15 protein-coding genes are annotated in these 15,102 nt (G+C 71.0%); 5 read left to right on the top strand and 10 right to left on the bottom strand.

Annotated features, from left to right (window positions below):
* Nucleotides 1–402: 402 nt before the first annotated feature.
* The gene (locus AB0M28_RS06010) at nucleotides 403–768 is read right to left on the bottom strand and encodes an amphi-Trp domain-containing protein (RefSeq protein ID WP_365398427.1); all 366 of its coding nucleotides are present in this window, start codon (nucleotides 766–768) and stop codon (nucleotides 403–405) included.
* 145 nt (nucleotides 769–913) lie between these two features.
* Between AB0M28_RS06010 and AB0M28_RS06005 the strand changes: the two genes are divergently transcribed.
* Nucleotides 914–1,507, top strand: coding sequence for a hypothetical protein (locus AB0M28_RS06005; protein ID WP_365398424.1), 594 nt, complete (start codon nucleotides 914–916; stop codon nucleotides 1,505–1,507).
* 181 nt (nucleotides 1,508–1,688) lie between these two features.
* Nucleotides 1,689–3,002 (top strand): diacylglycerol kinase family protein, encoded by a 1,314-nt coding sequence (locus tag AB0M28_RS06000; protein WP_365398421.1) that lies wholly within the window; start codon nucleotides 1,689–1,691, stop codon nucleotides 3,000–3,002.
* Nucleotides 3,003–3,025: 23 nt separating this feature from the next.
* Here AB0M28_RS06000 and AB0M28_RS05995 read toward each other — a convergent pair whose 3' ends face one another.
* From AB0M28_RS05995 to AB0M28_RS05975, 5 genes are all read right to left on the bottom strand, one after another.
* Nucleotides 3,026–4,405, bottom strand: a complete 1,380-nt coding sequence (locus tag AB0M28_RS05995) for a glycoside hydrolase family 32 protein (RefSeq protein WP_365398514.1) — start codon at nucleotides 4,403–4,405, stop codon at nucleotides 3,026–3,028.
* A gap of 2 nt (nucleotides 4,406–4,407) precedes the next feature.
* Nucleotides 4,408–5,784 (bottom strand): glycoside hydrolase family 172 protein, encoded by a 1,377-nt coding sequence (locus tag AB0M28_RS05990; RefSeq protein WP_365398418.1) that lies wholly within the window; start codon nucleotides 5,782–5,784, stop codon nucleotides 4,408–4,410.
* 169 nt (nucleotides 5,785–5,953) lie between these two features.
* Nucleotides 5,954–6,850, bottom strand: coding sequence for a carbohydrate ABC transporter permease (locus AB0M28_RS05985; RefSeq protein ID WP_365398415.1), 897 nt, complete (start codon nucleotides 6,848–6,850; stop codon nucleotides 5,954–5,956).
* Between the two features lie 5 nt (nucleotides 6,851–6,855).
* Nucleotides 6,856–7,731, bottom strand: coding sequence for a sugar ABC transporter permease (locus AB0M28_RS05980; protein ID WP_365398412.1), 876 nt, complete (start codon nucleotides 7,729–7,731; stop codon nucleotides 6,856–6,858).
* A 26-nt stretch (nucleotides 7,732–7,757) separates the two neighbouring features.
* Complete coding sequence (locus tag AB0M28_RS05975) at nucleotides 7,758–8,918, bottom strand: extracellular solute-binding protein (protein ID WP_365398409.1); 1,161 nt, start codon at nucleotides 8,916–8,918, stop codon at nucleotides 7,758–7,760.
* Between the two features lie 431 nt (nucleotides 8,919–9,349).
* Here AB0M28_RS05975 and AB0M28_RS05970 point away from each other — a divergent pair, with 431 nt between their 5' ends.
* Nucleotides 9,350–10,357, top strand: coding sequence for a LacI family DNA-binding transcriptional regulator (locus tag AB0M28_RS05970; protein ID WP_365398406.1), 1,008 nt, complete (start codon nucleotides 9,350–9,352; stop codon nucleotides 10,355–10,357).
* A 41-nt stretch (nucleotides 10,358–10,398) separates the two neighbouring features.
* Here the strand turns inward: AB0M28_RS05970 and AB0M28_RS05965 are convergent, their stop codons facing one another.
* On the bottom strand, nucleotides 10,399–10,719 hold the full coding sequence (locus tag AB0M28_RS05965) for a hypothetical protein (RefSeq protein ID WP_365398403.1): 321 nt from the start codon (nucleotides 10,717–10,719) through the stop codon (nucleotides 10,399–10,401).
* Between the two features lie 113 nt (nucleotides 10,720–10,832).
* Here AB0M28_RS05965 and AB0M28_RS05960 point away from each other — a divergent pair, with 113 nt between their 5' ends.
* The gene (locus tag AB0M28_RS05960) at nucleotides 10,833–11,384 is read left to right on the top strand and encodes a GNAT family protein (protein ID WP_365398400.1); all 552 of its coding nucleotides are present in this window, start codon (nucleotides 10,833–10,835) and stop codon (nucleotides 11,382–11,384) included.
* An 18-nt stretch (nucleotides 11,385–11,402) separates the two neighbouring features.
* Here AB0M28_RS05960 and AB0M28_RS05955 read toward each other — a convergent pair whose 3' ends face one another.
* The gene (locus AB0M28_RS05955; RefSeq protein ID WP_365398397.1) at nucleotides 11,403–11,972 is read right to left on the bottom strand and encodes a hypothetical protein; all 570 of its coding nucleotides are present in this window, start codon (nucleotides 11,970–11,972) and stop codon (nucleotides 11,403–11,405) included.
* 95 nt (nucleotides 11,973–12,067) lie between these two features.
* On the bottom strand, nucleotides 12,068–12,913 hold the full coding sequence (locus tag AB0M28_RS05950) for a hypothetical protein (RefSeq protein ID WP_365398394.1): 846 nt from the start codon (nucleotides 12,911–12,913) through the stop codon (nucleotides 12,068–12,070).
* A 128-nt stretch (nucleotides 12,914–13,041) separates the two neighbouring features.
* Here AB0M28_RS05950 and AB0M28_RS05945 point away from each other — a divergent pair, with 128 nt between their 5' ends.
* Nucleotides 13,042–13,782, top strand: coding sequence for a VOC family protein (locus AB0M28_RS05945; RefSeq protein ID WP_365398391.1), 741 nt, complete (start codon nucleotides 13,042–13,044; stop codon nucleotides 13,780–13,782).
* Between the two features lie 7 nt (nucleotides 13,783–13,789).
* Here the strand turns inward: AB0M28_RS05945 and AB0M28_RS05940 are convergent, their stop codons facing one another.
* Complete coding sequence (locus tag AB0M28_RS05940; protein ID WP_365398388.1) at nucleotides 13,790–15,085, bottom strand: cation:proton antiporter; 1,296 nt, start codon at nucleotides 15,083–15,085, stop codon at nucleotides 13,790–13,792.
* Nucleotides 15,086–15,102: the final 17 nt, after the last annotated feature.

Below are 15,102 nucleotides of genomic sequence, written 5' to 3'. Positions count from 1 at the left end.
CGACCGCGCCGAGGAGTCGCCCGACGTGGCGCGGCGCTCCACTTGCTGCCTGCGTCCTCTGTGGAGGCGGTGAGGTTGGATTCACGGCATGCCTGGTCCCCGCCCCGGACGCTGCTGCGCCCGACTCGAACCCGCCGGCTGAGCCCCGGGACGACGCACTCGGCCGCATGGCGGCGGGATAGGCGGTGCGGACGGATCGGGGAGGATGGTGCAGATGAAGGAGTAGCTGCCGGGCGCGGACGGCGCGGTGAAGGTGGTGGCGTGGTGGGGTTCGTTCTCAGCGGCGGTGCCCGGCGGGGGCATGCCGCCGTCTGCCTCACCTGTTCACCCACGAGTGTGAGTTCTGTGTCCGGCGGCGTCACGATGTGGTGGTCCGCCGCCCGGGGTCTCCGGTGGCACGACTCAGGGCGTCTTGCCGGCTGACTGCTTCGTGCTCTTCCGTCGGCTGGTGCCTGCGCTGCCGCGACCGGGCTTGGCGGTAACGCTCTTCCGCGCGGCGGGCTTGTCTGTGGCGACGACCTTTCCCGACGTCGGTGTCCGAACCGCCGCGGTCGGCCACTTGAACTCGATCTCCAGCTCGATCTCACCATCGCCGATCTCGATCTCCACCTCGCTTTCCAGGGAGTCGGGGATCCGCAGACTCAACGTTCCTGGGCCGAGGTCCAGTTCGGCATCCCCACCCTCCCTCAGCGCGTCTGCGAGTGCCGTGAGCTGGTCAGCCGCCTCAACACGTGACAGCGAGCGCTTCCGCTCAAGCTTAAGGTCCACAAGTGCCTCCAATCATCTCAATTAACTGGATAACACTTATTCTGCTGCTATGCCCAGAAATAGACATCTCGATGGCGAGTGATGAGCCGGAATTCGGCGCATCGACCCCAGCGCGAACGGGAGGCTGACCCTCGCCGCACCAGCCGTGCAGCCGGAATCCGGCGTCGCGCTTGAGGCCTCGGTGAACCCGTTCGGCGGATTCGATCTTCCCACCGAGCGCGACAGCGTGTTGATCTCCGACCGGTCCGGACGGCCAGGAGGAGCGGAGGGGCAGCCTGCCCCTCCGGATGACGCTCGGATGGCCAGGATGGTCGATGAGGATGAGCCGGCCGTCGAGGTGGACAAGCAGGAGTACATCGACGCGGCGTCCGAGGCGGGAAACGCGCTGACCGCGGACCAGCAGGCGGAGCTCACGGCCGGCGACATCCAGTGCTGGTCGCGGGACGTGCCGCGCTCGGGTTACAGCGCCGCTGGGGTCAAGCTGTGGACTTCACATCACCGGGTCAACTGGTGCGGTGACGGTGAATGGATCCGTGAACACGCCCTCCTTCAACCCCTGACACCCCTGCCCGCATCACCGCGAGCCCGTCGGGAGACGGGCACGGCTCGCGGTGGGGCGGACCGACGGCGACCGGCGGCGCGACACGTGAGCCCGGCTGTCGGTGCCGCGCCATTCTGTGCGCCGTCCGAGTGCCCGGACGGAATGTCGCTGCCGGCGGCAGGGCCTGCCGGTGGCTGATGATGAGCGGAGCCCCACGTCAGTCGCCGACGGGTCGTCCGTTTGCCGGAGAACATGTCAGGTGGACCATGCTGCAGAGTCAACCTCCATGCCCTCGTGAGGGCGCCGGGGCTCGCGCTCATCTCTCCGTCGGCGGGGAGGGCCGGGAGGGCAGGGACGCGCAACGGGCGGGAGCCCTCTCATGAGCGGGGATGCCGGGCGGCAGCGCGGTCGGGTGCGGCGCTGGGAGGCCCGGCTGGCGATCGGCGCGGCACTCGCGGCCGTCGTGCTGCCCCTGGCGGTCGCTGGGTTCAAGAGCCTGGCGCTGTTCGCCGTCGGGCTGTCCGGGCTCGCGATCGGCGCGGCCGGCGCGTGGTGGGCGCTCAGCCACAGAGGTCCCATCCGGGTGCTTGCGGTCGCCCTGGCGGCCGCGGCGCAGGCCGCAGTGATCGGGATCTTCGTCGCCGTGGGCCTGTTCTGGCTGGTGCTGGTCATGCTCGTGCTGGGCGCCGTGGTGTGCTTCGCCGGCCTGGCGGCGCTTGCCGAGGGCTCGGGACCTGCCCCGGCCGAATACCGGGCCCCTCCGCCCAGGCATCCCTTCCTGATCATGAACCCGCGCTCGGGTGGCGGCAAGGTCGGACGGTTCGCGCTGAAGGAGAAGGCCGAAACACTGGGCGCGAAGGTCATGCTCCTCGACCCCGAACACCCCCAGGACGTCGCCGAACTCGCGCGGGACGCCGTGGAGAGCGGCGCGGACCTGCTCGGCGTCGCCGGCGGGGACGGCACGCAGGCCCTCGTCGCCGGTGTGGCCGCGGACCACGACATCCCCTTCCTGGTGATCTCCGCCGGAACGCGGAACCACTTCGCCCTCGACCTCGGACTCGACCGCGAGGACCCGTCCACGTGCCTGGACGCACTCACCGACGGCGTCGAACTGCGCGTCGACCTCGGCCGCATCGCGGAGCGCACCTTCGTCAACAACGTGTCGTTCGGCGCCTATGCGCAGGTGGTGCAGAGCCCCGACTACCGGGACGGCAAGATCCGCACCATCCTGCGGACGCTGCCGGACGTCCTGACCCATCACGCCGGCCCCCGTCTGACCTTGCACGGTGCGGCGGCGACCATCGACGCCCCCCAGGCCGTGCTGGTGAGCAACAACCCGTACCGCCCGGGGGACAGAGCCGGCCTCGGCCGTCGGCAGCGGCTCGACACGGGTGTTCTCGGCGTGGTGAGCATCAACGTCGACAACGCGGTCCAGGCAGCCGAACTGCTCCGCGGCACACGGTCATCCGGGCTCACGTCGCTGACCGCGCGCGAGGTCACCGTCGACGCCGACCAGCCCGAGGTGGGCGTCGGCGTCGACGGCGAGGCGCTCTCCTTCCCGACCCCCGTGCGATGCGTGATCGTTCCTCGGGCGCTGCGCGTCCGCGTTCCCCGGCACCGACCCGGCGTACCGCGGCTGCGTGCGCGACTGGACTGGCGGAGACTGCGCGATCTGGCGGTCTCGCGCGAGTGATCCGGTGGAAAGCATGGCGAGGGTCAGCCCAGATCCCAGGCCTCGACCTCGTACGCCCCCGACCCCGTGGTCCGGATCCGCCACCCGTCACCGCCCACCGGATAGAAGCGCACCGTCAGCGCCTCCCCGTCGACGGTGAACACCTCGGCGACGGAGTGGTCCAGCAGCACCCGCAGCTCGCCGGAGCCGCCCGGCATCCGCCAGGCGCCTCGCTTGGCCCGGGCGTCGAGGGAGGCGTGCGTGCGGTCGACGACCACCTCGCCGGTCACCGGATCCCGGCGCACCTCCAGATACTCCGTGCCGTCCGCCGAGGTCACCACCCGCAGCCCGGCGTCCCCGTCGAGGTGTACGGCGAGCTCGGCGGCCCGCCCGACGGCGCCCAGCTCCGTGGTGCCGCTGCCCGCGGTCCGGATCCGCTCCGGTCCGCGCAGCGCCTTCAGCTCACGCGCCGGCTGCTGACGCAGCCGTCCGTCCGCGCCGAGGCTCAGCTCGCGCGGCAGGGTCAGCATCCCCGCCCAGCCCACGGCGTCGGTCCAGGCGCTGGGCGCTCCGACGTACGCCTCGTCGCGTGCCTCCCAGCTCCACGCCCACATCAGCAGCCGCCCGTCGGGGGCGTGCAGCAGTGCGGGGGCGTAGAAGTCGGGCCCGTGGTCGAGGCGTTGCGCCGGGAGCCGCGCGCTGAACACGCCGCCCTCCTCGCGGCCGGTCCAGGCGGCGGTGCACTGCGCGCCCCGCGCCGGATCCCAGGCGGAGACCAGCACCGCGCCGCGGCCGTCGCCGAAGGGTGCGTACTGGGCGCACTCCCACCCCTCCTCGGTGTCGGCGCCGCCGGGCAGCGGCTCGGGGGCGCGGGCGAGGAAGACACCCTGGTACGTCCAGGTGCGAAGGTCCGCCGAGCTGTACTGCACGGCGGCCCCCCGCCCGTCCTCGAGCGCCGCGCCGACAAGCATCCGCCAGCGCTCCCCGTCCCGCCAGACGTACGGGTCGCGGAACATGGTCAGGCCCGCGGGCGGATCGGGGATCAGCAGTCCGGGGTCCTTGGTGAAGGTGCGGCCGTCCCGGGAGCGGGCGGCCGTGACGGGCTGGTACCAGCGGTCGTCGCGCCGGGCCGAGTAGAACGCGATCAGCTCACCGCCGTACGAGACGGCATTGCCGGACCACACCCCGTCCCGGTCGTCCCCGCCGGGGGTGGGGGAGAGGGCGATCGGCAGCTCCTCCCAGCGGAGGAGGTCCGTGCTGGCGTAGTGGCCCCAGTGCATGGCGGCGTGCCAGGCGCTGTGCGGGTTGTGCTGGAAGAAGACGTGGTAGCGGCCGTCGTGGAAGACCAGCCCGTTGGGGTCGTTGACCCAGCCCCGGGGCGGGCGGAGGTGGACCGAGGGGAGGTGGATGTCGCGGTGCGCCATATTCACCGCCGCCCGGTCCGTGCGTCGTAGCGCCGGCGCAGGTCCGCGGAGTGCCGGACGTTGCCCTGCGACTCGGCGAGCGAGCGCTCGCCGCGCTGCCGGGTGCGCTCGGCCAGCCGCTCCTGGTACCGCGCCCACCGGGCCTCGTGCAGGGCCCGCATCCCGGCGATCTCCTCCGCCACCTCCCCGTACCGCGGCGTGGGCGCGGGCTGCGGCGCGGCGGGCGGGCGCACCGGCAGCCGGTCCGCGACGGGCGCGATCGAGGCGGGCGGCGAGGGCAGGGTCTGGTACCAGTAGGCGGTCGACGCCCAGTCGTCGCTGAGGTGGTTGGCGTGGCCGTGCTCGACGGACACTCGGATCCGCTCCTCGAACCGGACCGGGTCCACCACGTGCTGGCGGAAGTTCACCGCGTATCCCGGTACGTCGCCCTCGTGCAGGATCGCCCCGTGGTAGAGGTACGCGTTGCGCTGCATGCCCCATGCGTGGTTGAAGTAGTCCTCCGTGCCCGTGCCGTGCAGCGACGGCGGGAAGACGGTCGTACCGTCGGCGCGGAAGTCGTCGTCGATCCAGATCATGTCGTTGCCCTCGCCCCACCAGCTGCCCTGGCGGTGGTGGACGGACAGGTTGCAGCCGACGTAGTGGCCGCGGCCCTCGACGTCGAGGATCACGTAGTTGTCCTCGCCGGTGAGGTCGGCGATGTTCACCTCAGGGCTGTTGGTCTGCAGGTCGGGCGCCCAGCCGCCGCAGGGGTTGCTGCGGTTCCAGCGGGCGTGGAAGTAGAGGGTGTCCGCCGGCAGGTCCTCGGGGTAGAGCTCGTAGTCGATGTAGAAGTACTGCTGCAGCGGCAGGTCGTTCTCGTTGACGATCTCGATCCGGGCCCGGCGGTTGAACGGCATCGGCGCCCAGCAGTTGAGCGCCGCGCTGCCGCCGAAGACCAGCGACTCCTCCGGCTTGGCGGACACGGTGAACAAGGCCGACTGGTAGCTGGCGGGCATGCAGTGCCCGACGCCGAAGAAGTCGCCGAGGGGGACCAGGACGGCGGGCTCGTCCTCGTCGTCCCAGGTGATCTTGATGAGGACCTTGCGGTAGTAGTCCGGGTCGGGCTCCTCCCAGTTCACGCCGAGCGCGTTGTGGATCTCCATCACCGGGGCGACGGTGTCGGCCTCCAGCGGATCGATGAGCCCCGGCCCGAAGGCCCGCCGGCAGAACTGGGTCATCCAGACATGGGTGATCCGGCCCGGCCCCTCGATGTCCGCCAGGACACGGGAGGAGTGGGCGGGGGTGGTCCAGTAGTCCTGGTTGCGGCCACGCTGGTCCCAGCTGGAGACGCGGACGGTACGGGCGGCCTGCGGCCGGGTGAGGTGGTCGAGCGAGGGCATGTACGGGCCTTTCTCACGCGGTGCCGCCCAGGGGGCGGCGACGACGGGGCGTTCAGGGGGTGGCGACGAAGGAGTGGTCGGCGGTGTACGCCGTGAACTGGGCGGATCGGCCCCGGACGGCGACCGGGATCCGGGCACGCGGCTCCCGGCCTCTCGCGGACGGCCGTGCTCAGCGCGCCGCGCCCGCGGTCATCCCGGAGATGACCTGGCGCTGGAAGAGCGCGTAGACGACCAGCTGAGGTACGAGCACGAGGGTCGCGGAGGCCATCATGGCCCCGTAGTCGACGTCGTAGACGCCCTGGAACTGCGAGACGCCCAGCGAGACCGTGGTCAGCGTCGGATCGTTGATCAGGGTCACCGCGAACGGGAACTCGTTCCAGACGTAGATCACATTGAGGATGGCGAGCGTCGCGAGCACCGGCCGCATCAGCGGGAAGACCACCTTCCACGCCATCCCCCACAACCCCACCCCGTCGAGCAGGGCGGCCTGCTCCACCTCCTCGGGGAACTCCCGCAGGAAGCCCGTGAGCAGCAGGATGTTGAAGGGGATCGTGACCGCGATGTACGGCAGGATCAGCGCCAGATGCGTACCGAAGATCCCGAGCGCGATGTCGATCCGGTAGACGGGGAAGAGCAGCACATACACCGGGATGGCCAGCCCCGCGAGGAAGTAGTAGCGCAGGGTGCTCTGCGCCCGCCGCCGTCCGCCGCGGAAGACCATCCGGGTGAGCGCGAACGCCGCCATGAAGGACACGACGAGGCCGGCGGTCACCGAGAAGAACGCCAGGACCAGGGTGTTCTTGTACATCACCAGGAGGTTCAGCGTCCGCGTCGCCTGCCGGTAGTTGGCCAGGCTGATGTCCGCGAAGGAGAAGGACCGGCCGAGGATGTCGTCGTTCGGCTGGAAGGACAGCAGGACGATCCACAGCAGCGGGAAGAGGATCACGAAGGTGATCAGATACGCGGCGGCCGTGGCGATGATCCGCCCTCTGCGCGGTCGCCGGGGCGTGGCCCTACCGCGCGGGGCAGTCCCGCGGCCCGCGGGCGCGGTCCGGGTCTGTTCCATGACGCTCACCTGTCTGCCGCCTTCCTGCGGTTCGCGGCCAGCGCGAGCCCGGAGGCCACGGCGCCGACCGCGAAGACCACGACGCCCAGGGCCATGCCGTAGCTGTACTGCTGGGTGGTGAAGGTGACGTGGTACATGTAGCTGACCAGCACCTCCGAGAGATGCGCGGGCCCGCCGCCGGTCAGCGCGTAGACCAGCTCGAAGACCTTGAACACCCCGGTCACGACCAGCGCCGTGACGATGCCGAAGGTCTCGCGCAGCATCGGCACCACGATGTAGCGCAGTTGCTGCACCCGGCCGGCCCCGTCCAGCCTGCTCGCCTCCAGCACCTCGCGCGGGAGCATGCGGATTCCGGCGTAGAAGATCGTCACGATGAAGCCGATCTGCTGCCAGAGATGGACGAAGGCGATGGAGTAGGGGCTGAGGTCCGTGCCTCCGATCCACTTCGGCTGGGCCGGTACGCCGACGGCCAGCAGGAAGCCGTTGAGGAGACCGATGTCCGGATCGAGGATGAAGATCCAGACCAGCCCGACCAGGATGGGCGCGACGATCGCCGGCGCGAAGACCAGCGGCCGCAGCACGGCACTGCCCTTGACGTCCCCGCTGAGCAGCACGGCCAGCAGGAAGGCGAGCGGGATCAGCAGGACGAGGGCGATCCCCAGGATGATTCCGGTGTTGCCCATCGAGGTCCAGAAGAACCCGTCGTCCGCCATCGCCCGGTAGTTCTCGGTGCCCGTGAACCGGGGCGTGGAGACGCCGTCGAAGTCGGTGAAGCTGTAGTAGAGCGAGTAGAAGATCGGGAAGACGAGGAAGACGGTGTAGATCAGGAGGGCCGGCGTGACCATCAGGGCGAAGTGCCGGCGCGTGGTGAGCCAGTTCATGGCGCTCGTTCCTGCCTGTGGCCGGGCTACTTGATGCTGCGCTGTACGAGCTCCACGGCCTCCCGTGGCGTGAGCGCCTTCTGCATCACGCCGTAGAGGCTGTCGTACATCGCGCTGGCCGTGGCGGCGGAGACGACCAGGTCGGGCTGCGCGGAGGGGCTGGACCAGCCGGGCCTGGACGCCTCGTGCAGGACCGCGGCGAAGACGGTGTCGGCGGCGGTGTCGACGGTCGGCTGGTACGTGGTGACCGGCGGCTGCGCGTTGTCGGCGAGGATCTGCTGGCCCGCGTCGGAGTAGTAGAAGCCGAGGAACTCCCGCACGGCCCGGTACTTCTTGTCGTCGTCCTTGACCTTCGCGCTGACGACGAAGGGCGCGGAGGGCGCGTTCATGGCCAGCTTCTGCTCACCCACGCCGTCGGCGAAGACGGGCCCCGCCCAGAACTTCACGTCCTTCCCGACCCCGCTCTGCTGGATCTTCGCGGCCTCCCAGACCCCGGAGTCGAGGAACGCCGCCTTGCCGGCGGTGAAGGAGGCCACGGCCTGCGCGTAGGTCTGGGTGGAGATGTTCGGCGGGAAGGCGCCGGCGTCGGCCAGCTCCTCGACGTGCTCGTACAGCCGCAGGAAGTCGGGGTTGTCGTAGCGGAGCTTGCCGGCCTGCGCCTTGTCCTCGAAGCCGAAGCGGCTGAGCATGGTGAGGAACGACCAGACGCTGAACGCCGAGGTGTTGGCACCCTTGGCGATCGGCACGACTCCTGCCTGCTTGAGCTTCTTCACCGCCGCGACGAGATCGTCGAAGGTCTCCGGCAGCGCGACGCCGTGCTCCTTCAGCACCGCCTCGTTGTAGTAGAACCCGGTCACCAGGGCCTGGTAGGGCAGCCCGTACTGCAGGTCACCGGAGCGGAAGGCGGCGGTCATGCTGGGCTTGAACTTCGCCTTCAGCCCCTTCTCCTCGAGGATCGGCGTGAGATCGAGGAGCTTGTCGTCCTTCACCATGTTCCGGGCGAGCGAGTCGTAGATCCAGAAGATCTCGGGCAGGGTGTCGCTCTGGGCGGCGATGGTCATCTGCTGCTGGTGCTGTTCGACGGGCTGTCCCACCAGGTTGATCTTCAGGTCCGGATGGGCCTTGTTGAACGCCTGGACGAGCTCGTACGTCGCCGGGTCCTGGTCCTTGACGTTGGGGTTCTGCATCGACAGCGTGATGACTCCCTTGCCCTGCGCTCCCGGTGTCCTCGTGGCCGATCCGCACCCGGTGGCGGCGAGAACGGCGAGCGCTCCGACGGCCGCAATTCCGATCGTCCGGTGTCTGCTAAGACGCCTTGACCTGCGTATTGTTGAATTCATCGTTGACATTGCGTCGGGCCTTCCGCTCGGCTGGTTTCTCAGGTGCGGGAGTGGTGGGGGGAAGGGTGGAGCCCGGTGCCACGGCTGGGTGGCAAACGTTTCGATGAAAAGTACTCGTAACATCCGCGGTGTCAAGACGTCACGCCTGAACTGCCCTGCCGGGTCAGCTCAGATGCCCAGCTCAGATGCTCAGTTCACGTCCATTGACAGCCTGTTGACCCCGTGCCACGATCCAGGCAAACGTTTCGATCAGTTTTCGACCCGGGGGTGAGCGAACGGTGGCGACGATCGTCGACGTCGCACGGCTGGCAGGAGTCTCGACCTCGACCGTCTCGCACGTCGTCAACGCGACGCGCCCGGTCAGCCGGCGCACCCGGGAGAAGGTCGAGGAGGCCATCCGCGCCACGGGCTACCGCAGGGACGGTGTCGCGCGGGCCCTGCGCCGGTCGCGTACGGACTCGATCGGGCTGATCGTCTCCGACGTCGCCCAGCCCGCGTTCGCCGAGATGATCCGCGGCGTGGAGCGCGAGGCGACGGCCGCGGGCTACACCCTGCTGCTCGCCAACTCGGGGGAGGATCCGGAGCTGGAGCGCCGCGCCCTGCAGGTCCTCTCCGAGCGCAAGGTGGACGGCCTGGTCGTCGCCCCGGTCGGCGGCTCGGACCGCGCGGGCCTGGAGGCGATCCGCGCCCACGGCATCCCCCTGGTGGTCATGGACCGCCTGGGCGCGATCGGCGCCGACCAGGTCGGAGTGGAGAACACGGCGCCCATGCGCGACCTCGTGGCCCACCTCGTCGGCCACGGCCACCGCCGTATCGCGCTGGCGGCCGGCGACAGGTCGGTGCCGACCATAGAGGAACGGGCCAGGGGCTACGCCGACGCGCTCGCGGCGGCGGACATCCCCGCCGACGACGCCCTGATCCTGTGGGGCAGCGGCCTCGCGGCGGGCACCCGCGCGCGCGTGGGCGACCTGTTCGCGTCCCCGGACCGTCCCACGGCGGTGGTGGCGGTGAGCACGGAGTCGGCGGTGGGAACGGTGGAGGCGCTGCACTCCCTGTCCCTGGACATCCCCCGCGACGTCGCCTTCGCGGCCTTCGACGGCTTCCCGTACATGCACCTGTTCCGCCCCGGCATCACGGCGGTGACCCAGCCGGCGTACGAGATCGGCAGCACGGCGATGACGCTCCTGCTGAGCCGCATGAACGGCGAACTGACGTCGAGCCCACGGTCGATACGCCTGCAGCCGCAGATCGCCTACCGGGAGTCGTGCGGGTGCGGGGCGGGGTGAGACGCGCCGTCCCCGAAGCGGCGTGACCCCGGCCTCAGGCCTCAGTCAGCGAGGCCCGGCGCCCGTGGGTCATCCAGACCCAGCGCCCGTGGGTCATCCAGACCCAGCGCCCGTGGGTCATCCAGACCCAGCGCCCGTCGGACACTCCGAATCCATTCGGCCCGTTCCGGCTCCTGCGCGGCCACGCGCTCCAGCCCGTCGATGAAGTGCCGGCGCTCATCCGCATCCATCCTGCCGAGCTCGTAGGAAATCTCCTCCAGGGTGCTCAACGCCATGTGCGAGTCATGTCCGATGGCGACGAGATCCTGGAGGGTCGCCATCGCTGTGAGCAGGGCCCGTATCACCCCGTCCTGCTGGACCACCGGCATCTCCCTCCATGACTGGCCAGGAGCGATACTGCCACCTGCGCCCACGCGGCACGCGGACGCGCGTGCGAAGATCGAGAAGTTGGACGAGCGCACTGCGAGGGATGGTTATGTTCGCGCATTCTCTGGGGGACGGGGCCGAGCTGCGGCTGCTGGAGCCGTGGTGGGCCGAGGAGTTCCTCGCGCACATGGATCGCGGCCGGGAGTTCATCGGTGAGCACATGGAGCTGCCCGACCTCGCCACGGACCTGGACTCCGCTCGCGGCTATCTCCAGGGTTACGCCGAGAAGGCCGCCTCCGACACCGGCCGGCTGTACGGGATCTGGCTCGACGGCACGCTCGTCGGCGGCGTCTCCTTCCCGCGGTTCGACGCCGCCGCCGGTACGTGCGAGGTCGGCTGCTGGCTGGAGCCCGCCGCCACCGGCCGGGGCCTGGTCGGACGCGCGACGCGGGCGATCATCGACTGGGCGATCAACGAGCGCGGCATCCACCGTGTGCAGTGGCTGGCGTCGCCGAAGAACACGGCCAGTACCAAGGTGGCCGAGCGCCTCGGCATGACCCGCGAGGGCGTCCTGCGCGAAACCTACCTCTACCGCGGCGTCCGCCACGACGCGGAGGTCTGGTCGGTCCTGGCGCGGGAGTGGCAGGCCACGGGCAGCTGAGGCGCCGACGGCCGGGTGCTATGGCGTGCCGGCGCCGGCCGGCGTGGGCTGCGGGGATTCGACTGCTCGGCGGAGGTCGTCGGCAGAGGCAGGCGTGAGTTCGTACACGCCGCGTATGCCTTCGTAGTGGGTGAGCCGCCCGTCGACGACATGCCGCAGCGGGCGCTCGCCACCGCGGCGGTAGAGGTACGTCATTCGGGTCAGGGCGTCGGCGGGGAGGGTGCTGCCGAGGTTGATCGGCGTTCCGTTCCGACCGATCAGGGCCTCGCTGACGCAGTTGAACACCAGCTCCGGCCAGCGCTGGATCGTGGCGAACTCCTCATCGTCCAGCCCCGGCGTTCGCGACCCGGCCGGGTAGTCGTCGTACTCGGCGACCCGGACTACCTCTACACGTCCTATGACGTGCAGGTTCCCGCGTATCAGGCTGACCGGATACACCACGTCGCCCGGCTTCACCGCTTTGCCGAAGCGCGGCATGCCATGGTGCGGCCCGCCGAACAGCACTTCCAGAACCCGGCCTTCATACCCGCCCCTGCGGAGCCGTTTGCACACGTCCTGCGGCCACATCGTCGTGTACGACTTGGGCACGATCCCCTCCTTCATCGGCAGTCGAAGCATCGCAGCCGGCACTGACAATCGACCGGCAGCAAGGGGACGCCGCGGCCGCGGGCGGCGCGGCACCGCTACTCGGACGACTCCGACTCCAACCGCGCGACCTCGTCGACCGCCTCCTGCGCCGCCGAGCGGGCCTGCTCCGCCGTACGGACCGCGGCGTCCTCGCGATGCTCTGCCTCGCCCAGGGCCGTCCGTGCATCGGCCCCCTGGGCCCGCACGGCTTCCAGTTCCCCGGCCAACTCCTTCTCGCGGGCGTCCGCCTCCCGTACCCGCGCCGCACACTGCTCGCGGTCCGCCGCGGCCTGCTCAAGCTCGGCCGCCGCCTCCCGGACCGCCAGCTCCGCCTCTGCTGCCGCGGTGCGGGCCCGCATGAGGTCGGCGGCCGGTCGTGGCCGCGCGGCAGGCGGGGGCTCGATGTGCTGGTTGTGTGCAGGGGCCGTACCGGGGAAGCCGGTGCTTGCCGACAGGGGTTTGACCAGCCGACCGCTCGCCCATTGCGCCGCGGCGGTCTCGTCGGCGAGCACGGCGTGCAGGGTGCTCTCCACCTCGCTCAGGGCGTCCGCACTGATCCGCTGCCCGGCCTCGGCGGCCAGCGTGCCGGCCTGGCGTGCCAGCTGGGCGACGAGGGCGTTGCGTTGCCGCGTCAGCTCCCGCAGCCGGTCCCCGGCGAGCTGCTGCTGGGCCTGACGCAGTCCGGCCCCGAGCGCCAGCAGCCCCTCCACCTCGCGGGGCGCGGAGTGGACCAGCAGGTTGGACGCCCAGGCCGCCAGCGTCGGCCGGCGCAAGCCACCGATCTCCTTGGCCAGGGCGGGTTCCTTGGCCTTACGAGCCGCAGCGGCGCGCTCGGTGCGCACGGCCACGAACTGATCGGGCGGCAGGCTGTACAGCTCCCGCACCACGCTCTCGAGGTCCACCAGCCACCGCATCCCAGGTCGTCGTCGGCCCCCGGGCCCAATCTAAAACGCGGCGCGCCACCCCCGCCTGCGCACCGGCCCCGAGCCGCCGCCCCGGGCACACCCTGCACGCCCTTAGGATCACCGGTATGGCACTGCGTCCCGTTCAGGTGAACATCAAGGCGATCGACCCTGCGAGGGTCGGTGCGTTCTGGGCGGAGGCGCTCGGCTGGACCGCGTATCACCCCGGTGTGACCACGTACGTCGGGCCCGCCGGTGGGCTCGTCTGGCCGCATCCGGTCGCCGTCGGCATCGACTTCGTTCCCGTTCCGGAAGCCAAGTCGGCCACGAAGAACCGCACCCATCTGGACCTCGCCACCACCTCCGTGGCCCACCAGGCGGAGCTGGTCGCACGGCTGCGGGATCTCGGCGCCACGCCCGCCGACGTGGGCCAGGGGGACGCGCCGTGGACGGTTCTCGCCGACCCCGAGGGCAACGAGTTCTGCGTCCTGGAGCCGCGGGAACGTTACCGGGACACCGGTCCGATCGCCGCGGTGGTCGTCGACTGCTCGGATCCGCGGGCCATGGCCGGCTTCTGGGGCGAGGCGTTGGACTGGACGCTGCGCGAGGTGACCGACGACCAGGCGGCGCTGCGCTCGGCCGGGGACACCGGTCCGTATCTGGAGTTCCTCCGCACCCCGGACGTGAAGACCGTCCCGGACCGCGTCCATCTCGACCTGCTGCCCTACCCGGACGACGACAGGGCGGCGGAGGTCGGCCGCCTTCGGGCCCTCGGCGCCGCCGACCTCGACGTCGGCCAGGGCGATGCGCCGTGGACGTGCCTGACGGACCCGGACGGGCACGAGTTCTGCGTGCTGGCCCTGTCCTGAGCGCCGGCTACTCGCCAGGCACCCCCAGCCGCCCCCGCCCCATCTCCGGCACCGCCGCCGCCTCCCTCAGCTCCGCCGTACCGCCCTCAGCCGCGCGCCGGTACCACCGCCCGTACCGTGCCGCGAGCGGCGACGCGGACACGCCGTGCAGCAGGACGCTCAGGGCGACCGTCACCGCCACCGTGCGTCCGACCAGCTCCATCCCGGGGACGTGTTCCTGCGCGGCCAGCAGCCCGAGGACGACGGAGGCGAGCCCGCGCGGGCCGAACCAGCCGATGTACGCCACCGTCGGTGCGCGCAGCCCGCTGCCCAGGAGTGAGAGCCCGACCGGGACCAGCCGGACGACGGTCAGGCTGAGCAGTGCGTACACGACGATCCGCCAGCTCAGGTGCTGCAGCGCCGGCCCGAGCAGCACCGCGCCGAAGAGCATCAGGCTGATCGAGGCCAGCAGGCCGCCCAGGTTCTCCGCGAACGCGGCGGTGTCGTCGCGGCCCTCGCCGGCGGGGCGGCGGCGCAGGGCGTGCCCGAAGGCGAAGCCGGCGACCCAGGCGGCGATGAACCCGCTGCCCTCCAGGAGGTCGGCCAGGGTGTACGAGGCGGCGGCGACGGCCAGTACGTACACCTGGCGCCATTCGGTGGTGACCCAGCCCCGTGCGCGCGCGGCCTGCAGGAGTCGCCCGCCGAGCCCGCCGACGGCCAGGCCCAGCGCGGTGCTGAGGAGCAGCGCGCGCAGGAACGTGCCGGCCACGCCCTCGGCGGCGTAGCTGGTGTGGGGGATGGCGGCGAGGACGACGACGAAGAAGGGCAGGACCATGCCGTCGTTGATGCCGCTCTCCACGTTCAAGCCCTGGCGGACGAGCGGGGGGACGCGGGGATCGGACATGGCGCTCTTTCCCAGCGCGGCGTCCGTGGGGGCGAGGATGACGCCGACCAGGGCGAGCTCCCACAGGGTGAGGCCGGGCAGCAGCGGCCAGGCCAGCAGCCAGCCGGCCGCGATGCTGAGCAGGAGCCCGATGCCCAGCAGCCGGCGGGGCAGGAAACCGCCGACCGTCAGATCGCGGCGCCGGACGGTCACGGCGTCGGTGAACAGCACCAGGGTGAGGGCGGTCTCCAGCAGGGCCACGATCGGTTCGGCGTCCGTCGTCAGGCTCACCAGGTCGAGTCCGACGGGGCCGATCAGGACACCGCAGCCCGTGAACACGATCGCCGAGGACACGGGCGTGGACGCCAGCCGCCGCGACCCGAGGGCGTAGGCGGCGCTGACCGCGGACACGGCCAGCACCGTCCACCCTCCGCCGCTCATCGCGTCGCCTCCCTGGC

This window comes from Streptomyces sp. NPDC051940 (assembly GCF_040680895.1).
Classification (GTDB): domain Bacteria; phylum Actinomycetota; class Actinomycetes; order Streptomycetales; family Streptomycetaceae; genus Streptomyces.
This window is presented reverse-complemented; position numbering and strand designations above follow the sequence as displayed.